General features: G+C 59.6%; 10 protein-coding genes and 6 pseudogenes. 11 read left to right on the top strand and 5 right to left on the bottom strand.

Annotation, left to right across the window (positions count from 1 at the left end; genetic code table 11):
* Positions 1 to 12 precede the first annotated feature (12 nt).
* The 3 genes and pseudogenes from EN885_RS32455 to EN885_RS32445 form a co-directional block, all read right to left on the bottom strand.
* Complete coding sequence (locus tag EN885_RS32455) at positions 13 to 849, bottom strand: hypothetical protein (protein ID WP_245493189.1); 837 nt, start codon at positions 847 to 849, stop codon at positions 13 to 15.
* Positions 850 to 1,626: 777 nt separating this feature from the next.
* Positions 1,627 to 2,562, bottom strand: a pseudogene (locus EN885_RS32450) (prephenate/arogenate dehydrogenase family protein).
* 223 nt (positions 2,563 to 2,785) lie between these two features.
* On the bottom strand, positions 2,786 to 4,060 hold the full coding sequence (locus EN885_RS32445; RefSeq protein WP_126063842.1) for an acetyl-CoA carboxylase biotin carboxylase subunit family protein: 1,275 nt from the start codon (positions 4,058 to 4,060) through the stop codon (positions 2,786 to 2,788).
* A gap of 630 nt (positions 4,061 to 4,690) precedes the next feature.
* On the opposite strand from EN885_RS32445, the pseudogene EN885_RS32440 reads away from it, so the two are divergent.
* The 7 genes and pseudogenes from EN885_RS32440 to EN885_RS34915 form a co-directional block, all read left to right on the top strand.
* Positions 4,691 to 5,443: pseudogene (locus EN885_RS32440) on the top strand (prephenate/arogenate dehydrogenase family protein); the annotation flags it as partial.
* A 777-nt stretch (positions 5,444 to 6,220) separates the two neighbouring features.
* Positions 6,221 to 7,057, top strand: coding sequence for a hypothetical protein (locus tag EN885_RS32435; protein WP_245493189.1), 837 nt, complete (start codon positions 6,221 to 6,223; stop codon positions 7,055 to 7,057).
* Between the two features lie 74 nt (positions 7,058 to 7,131).
* Positions 7,132 to 7,350: a hypothetical protein gene (locus EN885_RS32430; protein ID WP_126063843.1), complete on the top strand. Its 219-nt coding sequence runs from the start codon at positions 7,132 to 7,134 to the stop codon at positions 7,348 to 7,350.
* Complete coding sequence (locus EN885_RS32425; RefSeq protein WP_128244353.1) at positions 7,343 to 8,668, top strand: amidase; 1,326 nt, start codon at positions 7,343 to 7,345, stop codon at positions 8,666 to 8,668. Before EN885_RS32430 ends, EN885_RS32425 begins: the two co-directional genes overlap by 8 nt.
* Before the next feature lie 958 nt (positions 8,669 to 9,626).
* Positions 9,627 to 10,014: pseudogene (locus EN885_RS32415) on the top strand (3-methyl-2-oxobutanoate hydroxymethyltransferase); the annotation flags it as partial.
* A 162-nt stretch (positions 10,015 to 10,176) separates the two neighbouring features.
* Positions 10,177 to 10,332, top strand: coding sequence for a pantoate--beta-alanine ligase (locus tag EN885_RS34920; protein ID WP_348631659.1), 156 nt, complete (start codon positions 10,177 to 10,179; stop codon positions 10,330 to 10,332).
* 109 nt (positions 10,333 to 10,441) lie between these two features.
* On the top strand, positions 10,442 to 10,672 hold the full coding sequence (locus EN885_RS34915; protein ID WP_348631658.1) for a pantoate--beta-alanine ligase: 231 nt from the start codon (positions 10,442 to 10,444) through the stop codon (positions 10,670 to 10,672).
* Positions 10,673 to 10,784: 112 nt separating this feature from the next.
* On the opposite strand, the pseudogene EN885_RS34530 reads toward EN885_RS34915, so the two are convergent.
* Positions 10,785 to 11,074 (bottom strand): annotated as a pseudogene (locus EN885_RS34530) (hypothetical protein); the annotation flags it as partial.
* Between the two features lie 225 nt (positions 11,075 to 11,299).
* On the opposite strand from EN885_RS34530, the pseudogene EN885_RS34525 reads away from it, so the two are divergent.
* Positions 11,300 to 11,435, top strand: a pseudogene (locus EN885_RS34525) (3-methyl-2-oxobutanoate hydroxymethyltransferase); the annotation flags it as partial.
* Between the two features lie 420 nt (positions 11,436 to 11,855).
* On the opposite strand, the gene EN885_RS32395 reads toward EN885_RS34525, so the two are convergent.
* Positions 11,856 to 12,680, bottom strand: a complete 825-nt coding sequence (locus EN885_RS32395) for an IclR family transcriptional regulator (protein ID WP_128244352.1) — start codon at positions 12,678 to 12,680, stop codon at positions 11,856 to 11,858.
* A gap of 618 nt (positions 12,681 to 13,298) precedes the next feature.
* Here EN885_RS32395 and EN885_RS34520 point away from each other — a divergent pair.
* The 3 genes and pseudogenes from EN885_RS34520 to EN885_RS33750 form a co-directional block, all read left to right on the top strand.
* Complete coding sequence (locus EN885_RS34520; protein WP_128244349.1) at positions 13,299 to 13,811, top strand: hypothetical protein; 513 nt, start codon at positions 13,299 to 13,301, stop codon at positions 13,809 to 13,811.
* Between the two features lie 1,010 nt (positions 13,812 to 14,821).
* Entirely contained in the window at positions 14,822 to 16,009 is a 1,188-nt protein-coding gene (locus EN885_RS32375) for an ABC transporter ATP-binding protein (RefSeq protein ID WP_126063848.1), read from the top strand.
* A 12-nt stretch (positions 16,010 to 16,021) separates the two neighbouring features.
* A pseudogene (locus EN885_RS33750) lies at positions 16,022 to 16,367 on the top strand (hypothetical protein); the annotation flags it as partial.

The raw sequence follows: 16,367 nt of genomic DNA, 5'->3' as shown, positions 1-16,367 counted from the left end.
CGTACGCTAGGCTCAGAGCATTTCGCATGAGGGTGCAGAGATGTAGCAGGACGCGTAGATATAACCGGTCGTGCGCTCTAGGCGATCCTCCATGCCGAGCTTGGCCATAGCCTTCAGGATTGCCCGCCGTTCCGTTGGTGTGGAGAAGCGGCGCTGGCGTTGTCTGAACCGGTCTACGAGCTTGGTTTCCAACGCGAAACCCCGAAGAGCCGCGGCAATAGCGTCATAACTGAAGGGATGCATTGCAAAGACGACGACCCACGGGCGTGACGTCGCCGAGGCGTCATACACGCGTGCAAAGGTTCGCTCCGTGGCATAACCCACACAGCCTGTGCTGATGATGATGTCCGCATCCGCGAGGGCGCAACGTTCATTGACGGTCAAGTCACGGTTTTCCAAATCAGCCGTAATGCCAGCCTCCAGCAGGCCCAGATTCTGTGCATATCTAACAGCCCGGAACGATGGATCCACGCCGACGAACTGGATGTCGTCACGGAGGCCGCGATCGCGAAAGAAAGCGCGGTGCTCGATCACCTGTCGGCGCGAGAGCGATCCGCTGGGTTCCAGATAGGCAGCATACAGATCGTCGAGGTCGAGATCGGTGCGCAGCAAAGCAGCGTTGATGCCATAGGAGCAACCGACATCGATGATCTTCAACCTAGACTTGTTTCGAACGCGTCGATAATCGGCGAATATCCTTTCGAAGACTGGCTCGGCCCGATCCGGAATCATATAGTCCAAGGCCAAATGCGCGCGAAAATAGGCATGCGGCCACTTGCGATTATAGGCTGCCGTGAAATCGTGCTTCGTCCCCTGAATGCTGCCGTGCACTGTACTTGCTGGCGCCATTTGTCCACCTTATTGCCCCGTGCCCTTGGGTCGCAGTCGACGATCAAGATAGTTCTGTCTGAAGCTGACAGGGCGGCGAGCGTATTTTTGGGAGGTGCGGATTTACCGATATCCCCCTTCCACAGAATGCGACCTGACACGGACCTGACATGTTGCTTTCCTTCCTTCGTTCCATCGATCGCGATGCGACCCACGACATGAATATCGGTTGGCAGCCTCTGCCGCCTCTTGACGAAGGAGCTCAAAAGTCGTGCCAAGTGCGCAGAAAGAGCCACAGAAAGAATTTTTCGCTTATTGATCAATATCTTACCAGAGTGCGGCAGGACACCAACCCGAACACTACCGTGTCTCGTACTCGACAACCCCGATAGTAGATACCGATTGCCCGGCGGGAACTCAGATGGATTTACGACCGCCGCGATCTTGCCGAGCCCGCGCTCAACCACTGGCAGGGCAAAACCCGACCGGGTTGAAGAACGATCGAGGGAGACTTTCTCTTTCTAACGGCTGCTGCGCAGCTCGCCTAGTTTCCGTCCACAACCGCACATCTTCGTTGACAGGCACTTACGCTGTCGAGAAGCGATCGTAGGGCATGGACGGGGAAGAGCGCGCCGGTTTGTGGCGAAAACGACGCCACGGGCGCCGTGGCGCGCACGCCGCGAGACCGGCGTTGGACCGGCGCCACGCATTCCAAACGGCTGACCGGCGTCAGCTTGGTTTTCAGGCGGGTGAAGAGGACGAGGTTGGGGGATCGCGAGGCAGGCGCCTGTACCGCTGCTATGATACGACCTGCGGATGCCCGATTGGCTGGCGGCCGACATTGGGGACGTCGACATCCTGGCCGGTCGCGATGATCGAGCGGCGGATGGCGCGCGTGCGGGTGAAGAGACCGAACAGCTTGTCGCCTTCGCCCCAGCGGATCGCCCGCTGCAGGGAGGCGAAATCTTCCGAAAAGCGCGCCAGCATTTCTAGGATCGCGTCGCGGCTGTGCAGGCACACGTCGCGCCACATTGTGGGGTCGGAAGCCGCGAGGCGAGTGAAATCGCGGAAGCCGGAGGCCGAATATTCGATGACATTGCTCTTTGTGACCGTCTCCAGGCCGTCCGCCGTGCCGACAATGTTGTAGGCAATGATGTGCGGCAGGTGCGAGACGATCGCCAGCGTCATGTCGTGGTGCTGCGGGTCCATCGTTCGATGTTAGAGCCGCAACGGCGCCAGAATTCGGAGAGCTTCTCCAGCGGCGGGGGCGGGGGCTTCCAGCGGCGTGAAGATGCACCAGCGGTTCTCGAACAGTTCGGCAAAACCCGCATCAGGGCCTGACTTCTCTGTGCCGGCCAGCGGATGGCCGGGGATGAAGTGTACGCCCTCCGGCATGAAGCGCTGCATCTGAGCGATCACGGAGGCCTTGGTGGAGCCGACATCGGTCAGGATAGCGCCCTTTTTGAGCGCCGGTGCGATCTCCTCAGCCACGGCGCCGGAAGCACCGACGGACTCTGAGACGATGACGAGGTCGGCCCCGCGCACCGCCTCATTCGCGCCAGTCGTGTAGCCGTCGCCAAGCTTCAGTTCCTTGGCGCGCTTCAGGGTCTCCGCGCTACGAGTTGCAATGGCGATATGGCCGGCCAGCCGCTCGCGGCAGATGACGCGCGCCAACGAAGAGCCGATCAGACCGATGCCGGCCAAAGCGATCTTTTCAAATAGGGGTTTCGACATAATTCGGAATTCGGTGAATTCGGTGACTACGCCGCCGCGATTGGGTTCTTCGGTTCCGCCGGTATCCGCAGCGCAATGGAGAAACCGTAGCCACCGCGCGCCATGAGATAATCGTCGACCGCTTGCGGACGGGCATTTTGATCTCGTCCAGGCCGACGATCCCGAAAAAACGCCCGTCCCTCTCCTGCTCTCGATTGCACCACTATTCGGCGATCCTCACCTCTTACATCTCGCCGCCAGCGCCGCTGCGGGGGAGGTGAGGGATGGCTGATTTTTCCTGTTCGCCCAGGGTCGGAAACGGCGCGATCGACCAATCAATCAACTCGACGGCGCGCTGAAGTATAGCCTCGGTCCGAGCTCGGCGGGGTGAAACAGCGATGATATATCCCAAAGAGTCTCGGTAATCGCCTTTCCTGACGATCGGCGTCTTGGGTTTAACGTACAATGTAATGTCGACAATACCTGGTACAGCAGCCGCCCGTCTCTCATCTCCGATCCACTCGAGGATGCCATCGCGATCAGGAAGTAGGATTCGCCAGGCCGCAATGTACGAGTGCCTTCTGTGCAAATTCCATTCCTCGCCGATGACAAGCTTGATGTGCTCGGTGATGAGATCGATACCATAAGCCGCCTGAATCGAGTGAGGGCCGCCGGAAAGACGCGGATTGACTTCAATGACGACCGGCCCACGCTTGGTCCACCGGAATTCAATGTTCGTCGGCCCCCAGCCTAGGTCGAGAGCTCGCAAACAGCTCAGCGAAACATCAACGATACGCCTATGCTCGTCATCAGTCAGCGGCGCCGGAAAAATACCCCCATAAAAGACGAAATGCGGCGGGGGGCCGAAGTCAGCAGTGCCAATCCCAACAACCTTATCTCCCATTAGCTGAGCGCAATAATAGGGGCCTTGTGCAAATTCTTCGACCAGTATCTCCGGCGATGAACGCCACATGTTCTCCCCGCCCAACAGATAGGCGATATGCTCGGTTAATTCGTCGACATTGCGACACAATCGGACACCGCTGCTGCCGCGGCCTACGACTGGCTTAAGAACCACCGGCAGGCCAATCTCCGCGGCAGCGCTTTCCACGCCCGCCGCATCCGTTGCCAAGCGATAAGCAGGTATTGGGACGCCGGCCTCCGCGAGGAGCTGACATTGAGTGAATTTGTCGCAGCATCGTTCGACGGATGTGGGGTTCGGTCCGGGTAGGTCGAAGTGCCGGCAGAGCTTGCCAACTGTCGCATAGACCGCCTCGTCAGCGCTCGTAATGCCAGCAATGTCATAGGTCGCACGTAGCCGAGAACATTCGCGGATTAGCGCATCGAGATTGTTTGTATCGACACGGACTACCTCAATGCCTTCCGCCGCAAGGTAGTCGTGCTGAGTTGGATCGGCAGACAAGGTAATTGGATGAAGCCCAAGACGCTGGGCTGCTTTCACGTATAGCAGACCGTTGCTCCTTGTGCCTTCAACCACGATGAGTGCTCTTCTTGCCATTGGGTGCTGACTCCGATGTTGTGCTATGCGGTGGTGCGAGGCGTAAATCGGCGCTAGCTCTTTCAGCCGTGCCTGATCTCAGGCTCAAGTAACATCGTCAGCGATTTCCGATCGCTAAGGTTCTGTAAATTTATTTGCAGGATCTGTTATGCGACTGAATTGGCGGGTTCCTCGGTGGTGGTGCGGTATTGCAGGGAATGCGAGCCTGAGCTCGGCCCCCGCTGCACGATTCCGGCGTGTCGATCGGCGCTCCCGGTCGGCAGCAACCTGTGATACGTTTCGCAGAGTCATCGATTTGCCGACCAAGATGGCGCGGAATCCAGGAAATGGAGAATCGCGCTCCCGGCGGGCAGGGCATCGGTGAAGGCGCGCCCAGTCGGATGACCTCTCGCGTCAGAGCGACCGTGACGACCGCTATTGTAGTAACGAAGAGGACGCCTGTTCCAGCGCTGCGAATCTAGAGCGCGCCCTTGGCGGCAAACACGAGACGATCCCGATCGCGGCTGCCATCGCATGGTGCAGAACAATGCCGATCCGCCGGAGTGCCTTGCCGCTCGGTCGATCCGAAGGACGCGCTCCATCGCTCGATGCCGGTGAGCGAACAAGGGCGTCAACATGCCTGGCGCGAATGAGGCGGTGCGCGGGGCCGACCTCGTCATCGTCTCAGAGTCCGTCGGTGCTTCCGGCGCCGTGGCTGAGGAGATCGCACCGGCGCTCAAAAAGGGCGCTATCCTGACCGATGTCGGCTCCACCAAGGCCTCCGTGATCGCTCAGATGCAGCGCTTCATGCCGGAGGGCGTACACTTCATCCCCGGCCATCCGCTGGCCGGCACAGAGAAGTCAGGCCCTGATGCGGGTTTTGCCGAACTGTTCGAGAACCGCTGGTGCATCTTCCCGCCGTTTGAAGGCCCCGACCCCGCCGCTGGAGAAGCTCTCCGAATTCTGGCGCCGTTGCGGCTCTAACATCGAACGATGGACCCGCAGCACCACGACATGACGCTGGCGATCGTCTCGCACCTGCCGCACATCATTGCCTACAACATTGTCGGCACGGCGGACGGCCTGGAGACGGTCACAAAGAGCAATGTCATCGAATATTCGGCCTCCGGCTTCCGCGATTTCACTCGCCTCGCGGCTTCCGACCCCACAATGTGGCGCGACGTGTGCCTGCACAACCGCGACGCGATCCTAGAAATGCTGGCGCGCTTTTCGGAAGATTTCGCCTCCCTGCAGCGGGCGATCCGCTGGGGCGAAGGCGACAAGCTGTTCGGTCTCTTCACCCGCACGCGCGCCATCCGCCGCTCGATCATCGCGACCGGCCAGGATGTCGACGTCCCCAATGTCGGCCGCCAGCCAATCGGGCATCCGCAGGTCGTATCATAGCAGCGGTACAGGCGCCTGCCTCGCGATCCCCCAACCTCGTCCTCTTCTCCCGCCTGAAAACCAAGCTGACGCCGGTCAGCCGTTTGGAATGCGTGGCGCCGGTCCAACGCCGGTCTCGCGGCGTGCGCGCCACGGCGCCCGTGGCGTCGTTTTCGCCACAAACCGGCGCGCTCTTCCCCGTCCATGCCCTACGATCGCTTCTCGACAGCGTAAGTGCCTGTCAACGAAGATGTGCGGTTGTGGACGGAAACTAGGCGAGCTGCGCAGCAGCCGTTAGAAAGAGAAAGTCTCCCTCGATCGTTCTTCAACCCGGTCGGGTTTTGCCCTGCCAGTGGTTGAGCGCGGGCTCGGCAAGATCGCGGCGGTCGTAAATCCATCTGAGTTCCCGCCGGGCAATCGGTATCTACTATCGGGGTTGTCGAGTACGAGACACGGTAGTGTTCGGGTTGGTGTCCTGCCGCACTCTGGTAAGATATTGATCAATAAGCGAAAAATTCTTTCTGTGGCTCTTTCTGCGCACTTGGCACGACTTTTGAGCTCCTTCGTCAAGAGGCGGCAGAGGCTGCCAACCGATATTCATGTCGTGGGTCGCATCGCGATCGATGGAACGAAGGAAGGAAAGCAACATGTCAGGTCCGTGTCAGGTCGCATTCTGTGGAAGGGGGATATCGGTAAATCCGCACCTCCCAAAAATACGCTCGCCGCCCTGTCAGCTTCAGACAGAACTATCTTGATCGTCGACTGCGACCCAAGGGCACGGGGCAATAAGGTGGACAAATGGCGCCAGCAAGTACAGTGCACGGCAGCATTCAGGGGACGAAGCACGATTTCACGGCAGCCTATAATCGCAAGTGGCCGCATGCCTATTTTCGCGCGCATTTGGCCTTGGACTATATGATTCCGGATCGGGCCGAGCCAGTCTTCGAAAGGATATTCGCCGATTATCGACGCGTTCGAAACAAGTCTAGGTTGAAGATCATCGATGTCGGTTGCTCCTATGGCATCAACGCTGCTTTGCTGCGCACCGATCTCGACCTCGACGATCTGTATGCTGCCTATCTGGAACCCAGCGGATCGCTCTCGCGCCGACAGGTGATCGAGCACCGCGCTTTCTTTCGCGATCGCGGCCTCCGTGACGACATCCAGTTCGTCGGCGTGGATCCATCGTTCCGGGCTGTTAGATATGCACAGAATCTGGGCCTGCTGGAGGCTGGCATTACGGCTGATTTGGAAAACCGTGACTTGACCGTCAATGAACGTTGCGCCCTCGCGGATGCGGACATCATCATCAGCACAGGCTGTGTGGGTTATGCCACGGAGCGAACCTTTGCACGCGTGTATGACGCCTCGGCGACGTCACGCCCGTGGGTCGTCGTCTTTGCAATGCATCCCTTCAGTTATGACGCTATTGCCGCGGCTCTTCGGGGTTTCGCGTTGGAAACCAAGCTCGTAGACCGGTTCAGACAACGCCAGCGCCGCTTCTCCACACCAACGGAACGGCGGGCAATCCTGAAGGCTATGGCCAAGCTCGGCATGGAGGATCGCCTAGAGCGCACGACCGGTTATATCTACGCGTCCTGCTACATCTCTGCACCCTCATGCGAAATGCTCTGAGCCTAGCGTACGAAGACTGGGGTTTACCACCTCGCGGAGTATCCGCGCGGCCTTGCCGTGGCGAGAGAGGAACGATGGCAAAACCGCGTCTGGAGACCCTGAAGTCCGTTAACATCGAGTTTTTTGACAGCTTATGGGCCAATGAGGATCTTGAGCAATTGGTCACCCCCCGCTTCGGAGTCATCACTAGCTTCGAGAGCTTGCTCAAGGATTTGCGCATAATCGTCGCCGCAGATCTGGGCCAAGTCGCGCCGGACGCCGTAGAGCAAGCATCAGACTCTGGCCATGACTAAGTGGAGGCCAATCAAGACTATCGCGGCCGCACTCGAGGGCGGCAACCGGTCTGCGGTCGAGATTGCCAGGGAATGTATCGCTGCGGCCGAACGGACCAATCCCTCGCTGCGCAGCTTCATTACGGTGGCCGCCGACCATGCTCTCGCCCAGGCGGGGAAGGCCGATGCACGCCGAAGGGCAGGCAGCGTCCTAGGCCCGCTTGACGGGATTCCTTATGCCGCGAAGGACATGTTCGAAACGCGCGGCATTCGGACCACCGGCGGCAGCAGGGTGCTAGAGAACAATGTCCCAGACAGGTCGGCGGCGGCTATTTGCATGCTCGACGCAGCGGGAGCGACCCTGATCGGCAAGACCAATCTCCACGAATTCGCCTATGGCGCGACCGGCGAGAACCGCTGGGCTGGAACGGTCGTCAACCCACATGACGAGACAAGGCTCGCCGGCGGCTCGAGCAGCGGCTCCGCGGCAGCTGTCGCGGCGGGCATCGTGCCGTTCGCACTTGGCACGGATACGGGCGGCTCGGTTCGTGTTCCGGCCGCGCTCTGTGGCATCGCCGGGTACAAGCCGAGCTACGGCCTGATCAGTCTCGACGGCGTCATCCCCTATTGTTGGTCACTGGACCATGCGGGCGTACTCGCGACATCCGTCGAGGATCTGGAGCTTGTCGTCAGGCAAATCGCGAAGCTCCCGCCGGCGACGTCACCCGGCGCGGCGCTGAGGGTTGCCTTGATCGAGGGCTGTGAGGAAAATTGCGAGGCGTCGGTGCGCGACGCGTTCCTCGCGACCAAGGCGCAAATGCGACGGTCCGGAGCCACTTTCGGCGCGATCGAGCTCCCAGACCAGTCCGAGGCCCGTACAGTCTCGCTGACAATTCAGCTCGCCGAGGCTCTTACGTATCACGGCCCCAATCTCGCCAGCGCCAGGCGTCGATTCGGTGCCGACATCCGTGGCGGCATGGTGCTAGGCAAGTTCCTGTCTGCAGAAAACTACATCCAGTGTAAGCGCGTGCTAGGTACTTACAGGCGAGCATTTGCGCAGACCATGCAGACGTTCGACGTCCTGCTGACACCGACCTGTCCGATTACAGCGCCGCAGGTCGGGACCGTCAACGTGGACATTGCCGGGCAGACTATTCCGCTTGGCAATGCGCTGACTATGTTCACTTCCTTCTTTAACCTGGTAGGCGCGCCCACGATAGTGCTGCCGGTAACCTCGCCGAGCGGCGGCCTCCCTGTCTCTGTGCAGATTGTTGGCGCGCCCGGCTCCGATGCCAAGCTGTTCGAACTCGCCCTCATGCTCGAGAATGTATGCAAATGAATCCAGATCCTGACCGCGGCATGCGCGCCGTTAGCATCGCCCGCACTTCCTGCGCGGCCGACGACTTGCAATGCACAGCCCAGAACCAGCCAGCCGAATCAGCTGCGCGATAGGATGAAACGTCGACCTTGCAGCTGTGATGGTCTCTCGCGGATGCTTGGAGCGAGGGACAGCCGCCTTCCAAGCAAGACGGCCGCGAGACGGTAGAAAGGACGATGGCGGCAGTCAGGGAGGCCACGAGACCCCGCTGTGCGAAGGCGATAAAGGACTACTCGCCACGGTCGAACGGTTCATGCCACCCGGTTCGCAAGCCCACCCCTCCGGAATATTTCAACATGTCGGCCGGAATCAGGATCGTCAGCCGCCTTGGTGCCCAAATCCCGCATCGAACCTATCAACAGTTCGGTATGCCGCAAAGACCGAATCCGCCCGCAGCGATTGACATTCCGTCAGACAACAGCCCGTCCAGAACCGAACCTAGGTCGCTATGGACTTATTCATGTAGCTCGCCCAGAGTTGATCGATGTGCACAGGAATCAACTTGCGAGACCCTCAACAGGTGCCGGATGCCTTTTGGCAGGTGATAGCGTCGTGACTCCCCCTCTGGGAACGAGTTCTCGCTTTTCACAATCGTCGAGGCGCTGCGACCGGCATACTGCGGCATCGCGGTTTCTATGAGCTGCGCTGTTACCCGGGCGTATCGCCAGACATGCCGGCTGAGCGCGTCGACGGCCTTGGGTTGGCGGTTCGTGAGGGCCTGGGGCCAGCTTCGCGAACGCGCTGACGGCGCCGGTGAGCACACTTTTGCTGTGCGGTGCGCGACGGCTAGGATGAAAAGAACATCCGCTCGCGCGCACCTCGCCGTCACCTATGAGGCGGCTGGCGACGGCTTTTAGCTGACGCGTTGGCTGTGGGCGCGCGTGACATCGAAGCCTATGCGATCCTCACCGGCTGCCGTGTTCCGGTGACGGCCCACGTCGGGCTGGCGGTCAGCGCCTTGGGCGACTACCGCGTCCAGGGCAGGGGCGAGGACGGCGATCGCATCCGGCGTGACTCGTTGACGGTCCCCGAGGCAGGCGCCTTCGCGGTAATCATGGAGGAGGTGCCTGAGCAGCTCGCCCGCCGGATCACGGAAGTGGTCGCGACCAACCATCGGCACCGGCGCCTCGCCGGCCTGCGACGGCAGATCCTGGTCATCGATGACATGCTGGCCTGTTCGGCGACTTCCGGCTCAAATTCGTCAAGCGCTACGCCGAACTGGGAGAGGCCGCTTTCGCCGCGATCGCAGCCTATGGCGCAGGAGTGAGGAGCGCCGCTCTTTAGCGGCCGAGCATGTGTTCGGTGACATGCTCAAGGACGTTAGGAACGATCGCATGACTGATCGGTCGCACCGCCGAGGAACTGCGCAGGACCGTGGCTGTCTGGCGTCAAGACGGCCTCAAGGTCGCGGTCGTGCCGACCATATGCGCACTGCATAAGGGCCGCCATCTCAGCTTGGTGCGCGCGCATTGGAGCGTGCCGACCGAGTGATCGTGACGCCTTTCTTTAAGACAAAGCAGTTCAACAGCCAAGCCGATCTCGCCGCCAATCCGCGAACGGAGCATGAAGACGCCGCCAAGCTCGCCCGCTCGGCGCTTATGTTCTCTGCCCGCCAGATGCTCTGAGATGAAATCCGGTAGGCTTTGCCACGACGATCTCGGTCAGCGGCGCCAGCGACGGCCTCTCCGGCGCCGATCTCGCCTTCTTCGGCAAGAATGATTCCAGCAGCTGCATGTGGTGCGCCGGCTCGCCGCGATCTCGACATCTGATCGAGGTCGCCGCCTGTCGGTGAGGCATGACAGCCTAGCGTTGTCCTCCCGCAATATGAGCTTGTCGGCCATCGAGCGCTTGGCGGCATCGAAGCTTGCCGAAATCCTCTTCGATGCCGCCGAGGGGCTGTCAGCGGGAGCGCCAACCGAGCTCGTGCTTGCCGAGGCGAAGGAAGCGATGATCGCTTCCGGTTAAGAACGTGTCGATTATCTTGAGCTGCGGGCTGACAATGATCTCTCGCCACTCGACGCACCGGACAGACCGGCGCGTCTAATGGTGTGGCCGCATGGCTGGGCGCCGTCCGTCTCATCGAGATGACGCGCTGCTCAAGCTCGGTGCCGGCCCGATCCCGATCGGCGAAGGTGTAGAGCTGCTCGATATCCCAGGGGATGGCCGGTTCGCTCTTCGACCCACGTTCTCAAACCACGACTGCAGCGAGCGGTGCTCGAGCGCGAGCGGACCGGAGGGCAAGGTATCCGCCGGCCCGATGGTAAGGACACAGGGTTCATTATTGCTTACCGCAACGACCACTGCGATCAGGTCCGCCTTGGCTGTGTCGGCCTTGGCTCCGGGCCTCTCATTCCTGATCCTTTTCATGCGATCGTCCATCGGTCGCTAAGTGCTAAGCAGTGCCGAGAAGTAGCTGAATCAATTGCATTTTGTTCTCACCAATAACGGTCAGCGGGTCAACTCGCGTGCGTTGCAAATTGGTTCTTCGCACCTGCACAAAAATGTGCCATATGCGTCGCCTGCGGTGACTAACGCAAGGGAAAGAGGCGTCATGAGGGCAACAAGACAAGCCAAGGCTTTCACCCGCCGGAGATTGCGGCGCGCAAGGGAAAGTGCCGCTTGTCTGCCTGACGGCCTACACAACCCGTTCGCCCGGCTGTTCGCCACGCATTGCGACGTCGTGCTGGCCGGCGACAGCGTCGGCATGGTTCTGCACGGCCTCTCTTCATTCGTTAGCGCATCTACTACTTTGCACGCGCATGCGACAATGTTTTCGCACGGCTTCTCGCAGCAACAGCATGGTTGCTCTCGGGCTTATGTTGGCGAATTCGACCGGAGCGAGCGTCGAAACCGCACAATCATCCAACTGTGGCGTTGCGGATACCCAAGGCCAGCCAGATGAGCGGCCCCCGGCTATGCCCGCCGCAGGGCCCCATTACACAATTTTGGCCGGCTTTTCCTTGGCGGCTTTGGACGGATCGGGCCCCCGGAGAACTGCATGACGCGATATGCGCGCCTTTAACGCTGCACCAGAGGGTCGTCAAAGGCGTTTGGCACCATAGTGCTGGTGGTTCGGGAGCACGTCGACGAACGGCTCATGCAGCCGGCGAGCCGTTTTCGGACGAGTGCGCAGGCGCGACTTTCGTTCTCAGTCTTGCTTCACTGATGATATGGACTGAGCGCCGCGATATCCTAAACGCCGGGAGATGGTCGCCGCCGCGTTCATGACAAGAGGTGCCAGCTGTTGTTCACTTTGCGGACTAAAATGAAAAACCGGCATCGTAACGGCAATTGCGGCCGCAACTCTCCCCCTCCGGTCGTGGATGATGGCCGCGATGGCGGCGATCTCAGGAATGAACTCTCCAATGTTCAGCGCATATCCTCGCTCGCGAGTGCAGTGCAATTCGCGTTTAAGTGCGCGCACCTCGGTGATCGTTCGGTCCGTGTAGCGTTCTAGGCCGAGCGTCAAAACCTCTTCCAGGGCTGAGTCAGGCATCTGCGACAGCATGGCTTTTCCAGTCGCCGTGCAGTGCGCTGGGTTGCGGCGCCCCGGCGCCGCGATGTGCTTGATCGACCCGGGGCCAAGTACATGCTCGACGTTGATAGCCTCCGTCTTGTTCCAAAGACTAAGCGAGGCCGTTTCTCTCGTGCTCTCGGCAAGTTCCTCGAGATAGGGTCGCGCCACACGGACCACATCGAGTTCAGCAAGAAGTCTGCTCGCCAACGCGATAACCTCAACTCCGAGCACAAACCGTCCAGTCTCTTCATCGCGCTCGACGAACCCATTGTGCTCCAGCGTCGCCATTGTCCTCGAAACGGCGCTGACATGCTTTCCCAGCCGGCGCGCGATTTCATTCACACCGATCGGCTTTTCGCTCGCGCCCACGACCCTCATCAGATCTAATGCGCGTTGTACGGTCCTAACCTCACCGCCCGCTCGATCGCGGTCGCTCGGCGAAATCACAGAACGCATCGATCATCCCATCAGTTTATTTTGACAAGCGTTTGTACACTTGTCACGCTATGCAACACAATTGCATTATTTGCAACACCTTTGACATTGTGCTTTGGAGGTGAACCGCTTGGCCCAAGAGGCCGTCTACCGGGGAAACATTGTCAAGTGTCACGTCCGCTTGTGTGCCGCCCTTCCAGTAATGCTCACTGTGGCCGTAGCGTATCGCGCCTCCACTCCGCGATTCCAAGTCGGCGAGAAAGTGAGGATCGGTTGGGATGCGCGGGATGGACGACTTCTTTCTGATGCGGCGAAACGCTCGAGCCAAGATGTAGTCGAAAATCACGAAGCAGGGTCGGCTTCGTTGCGCGTGACGTCAGCCGCAGATCGCATGCTGATATTGTCTTCATAAGGGAGAGAGCTCATGAGGTATCACATCAACTCCAGTCGGCCGACGCGACGTCAGGCGTTAATGGGAATCGGTGTCGGCGGAGCGGCGCTTGCGCTTGGCGCTCCAAGCATCTTGCGGCGCAAGAATCGTCACTTGTCGTAGTCTCCGGCGGCGGATCGTATGAGGAGGCGATCCGCCAAGCAGTTATTGATCCCTTCCAGAGCGAGTCCGGCATCAAGGTGACTTATGTGTCTCCGGCCGACGAGGCGAAGCTCAAGGTGCAGGTCGACAGCACCACCGTGCAATGGGATGTGGTGGAGCTATCCAGCTTTCCATTTCGACCGGATGCATCGAATTACCTCGAAGAAATCGACTACGTCAGGTCGCGATGGCCTCGGCATTCAATGGCACAATGGAATACCTCAAGGCCCAGGGGGCGCCCCTTGATTACCAATGGAACGAAGGGGAGCTTAGCGCGGCTTACTGGGTCGTTCCGAAGGGCGCCAAAAACAGGGCTGCGGCCATGCGGTTTGCAGCCTACCAGTCCTCCGCCGAGGCGCAAGCTCGTCTTTTATGGTCCGCTAAATCGCGCCGCGTTCAACCACATCGAGCCTAAAATCGCCTCCCAACTGCCCACCGCGCCCGAGAACATCGACAAACAATTCTTCCGCGACCTGGCATATTGGGAGGCCCAATCGCCATCTGGCAAAACTAACCTCGAAGTGCTGGTTGAGCGCTGGATCCAATGGGTCGCCAGTTAAGTGACGCCTTGTACCATACAGTTGTAGCCAATGAGAGCGGCCACCGCGTGGCCGCTTCACACCTAGGTTTGCATAGCCGGAGTGACTGTAGCGATCCGTTACTTCTGCGGGCACGACTATCACCAGCCCCCCACTGCTGCGCCGACCAGAAGACATCTTCCAGACATTATGACCGTGATCTGCGGGTGACTCGCTTAGTCTTTGCACTGTAAGCAAACGGGAATTGCTCGGGAGTGCCGAGCCGTGCCCTCGCAAAGAAAGGACAGGCCACCAGGTCGTCGATCTCGGCCACCATTGCGATGTCGTTGCATCCTCGCTGATCCCGGAGCGCGGGCGAGCGCGTAAAGACAAACTGGCACGCTACGATCAGCCTGGCACCCCTGCTGCGGGCCGGCGTGGGGGCGTCAGCCGGGCATTCTTATGGACGTTCATCCGGTTCCCCCCTATTGGAAGCCCAATACGGATTGCCGAAGTGCGGTAAACCCGCGGGTAAGAGCACGATCAACCGTCGTCTCGAGGCAGGCTTTTTGGTCTATCACACCGTACCGGTCCGACTCTACGGCGAGCCTGCGCTTGATTCTGCCGTAGCACGGTAGGTGCGTCCGGCGGGGTATGCGCAGGTTGTCGCGTTTGAACTTCTCTACGAAGACTTCGGACATGCCATTCAACTCCAGATTATTCACGGGCGTGAAGCAGGGACGATGTTGCGCGGCTGCGAAGCGGGCGTTGCTTTGGCGTTGTCTGGCACGTGTTCGATAGGGCTTGCACTGAGCCATTTCGACCAAAACTGATGTCATAGATATCCTAGCCGCCGATGTTCGCGGTCGAAGGCTTCTAGGACGAACGCCATCCTCAGCAGATTTCCAGCGCGCGTTGCACGTCCTAACCCGCCCGGTCCGGTCACTCGGGTAATCTCATCGATGACCCCTCAGCTTTACGTTGACAGGCGTTCATACGCCTGTCAACATTTGTGCAATGCAGTTGCATTATTTGCAACGTGTGGAGGGATGATGTCCAGAGGTGAACCGCTGCGGCTAGAGCGGCTTTGCAAGCAGTACGGTAGCGTACAAGCCGTCCACGATATGTCGGTTCAGATCGAGGCTGGGGAGTTCGTCTCATTTCTTGGGCCAAGCGGGTCCGGCAAAACGACTACCTTGATGATGGTCGCGGGGTTCGAGACTCCAACCGCTGGCCAGATCTTTATCGGTGCTCGGCCAGTAACCGGGCTACCGGTGCATAGGCGCAACATCGGGGTCGTGTTCCAGAACTACGCGTTATTTCCGCATCTCTCAGTTTTCGAAAACGTCGCGTTTGCGCTGAAGATGCGCGGAGTATCCGGCTCCGAGCTACGAGCCGGAGTGACGGAAGCGCTCACTCTTGTTCAGCTCAGTGGCTACGAGGGGCGCATGCCTCACGAGCTGTCCGGCGGCCAGCAACAGCGAGTTGCCTTGGCGCGCGCACTTGTGTTTCGCCCAGGCGTCGTCCTCATGGACGAACCGCTCAGTGCGCTTGACAAGCAGCTCCGAGAGCACATGCAGCTCGAACTGAAGCACCTGCAGAAGTCTCTCGAAACAACCGTGGTCTTTGTCACCCACGACCAGATTGAAGCGCTCACAATGTCCGATCGGATCGTGGTGATGAATGAGGGGAACGTTGAGCAGATCGGAACGCCGGAAGAGGTATATGAGAATCCACGGACCCGCTTTGTCGCGAGCTTTATCGGCGAATCCAACTTCCTTGACGCTCATCTGGCCGGAGAATCAGATCATGAACCGGTCGTCGAAGTGGCTGGCCTGCAGGTACATGCGACGTGGCAGGGATTAGAGCGCCAGACGGGGCCAGTGACCCTCATGATCCGGCCCGAGAAGATTATTCCTCTGACTGCCGGTTCGCGCGCTGACAACGAATTCGAAGGTGTGGTCCAAGAGGCCGTCTACCGGGGAAGCATTGTCAAGTGTCAGGTCCGCTTGTGTGCCGCCCTTCCAGTAATGCTCACTGTGGCCGTAGCGTATCGCGCCTCCACTCCGCGATTCCAAGTCGGCGAGAAAGTGAGGATCGGTTGGGATGCGCGGGATGGACGACTTCTTTCTGATGCGGCGAAACGCCCGAGCCAAGATGTAGTCGAAAATCACGAAGCAGGGTCGGCTTCGTTGCGCGTGACGTCAGCCGCAGATCGCATGCTGATATTGTCTTCATAAGGGAGAGAGCTCATGAGGTATCACATCAACTCCAGTCGGCCGACGCGACGTCAGGCGTTAATGGGAATCGGTGTCGGCGGAGCGGCGCTTGCGCTTGGCGCTCCAAGCATCTTGCGGGCGCAAGAATCGTCACTTGTCGTAGTCTCCGGCGGCGGATCGTATGAGGAGGCGATCCGCCAAGCAGTTATTGATCCCTTCCAGAGCGAGACCGGCATCAAGGTGACTTATGTGTCTCCGGCCGACGAGGCGAAGCTCAAGGTGCAGGTCGACAGCACCACCGTGCAATGGGATGTGGTGGAGCTATCCAGCTTTCCATTTCGACCGGATGCATCGAATTACCTCGAAGAAATCGACTACG

This window comes from Mesorhizobium sp. M6A.T.Cr.TU.014.01.1.1 (assembly GCF_004022765.1).
Lineage (GTDB): Bacteria > Pseudomonadota > Alphaproteobacteria > Rhizobiales > Rhizobiaceae > Mesorhizobium > Mesorhizobium mediterraneum.
Note: the sequence above shows the minus strand (reverse complement) of the source record. Positions and strands in the feature narration are given on the sequence as shown.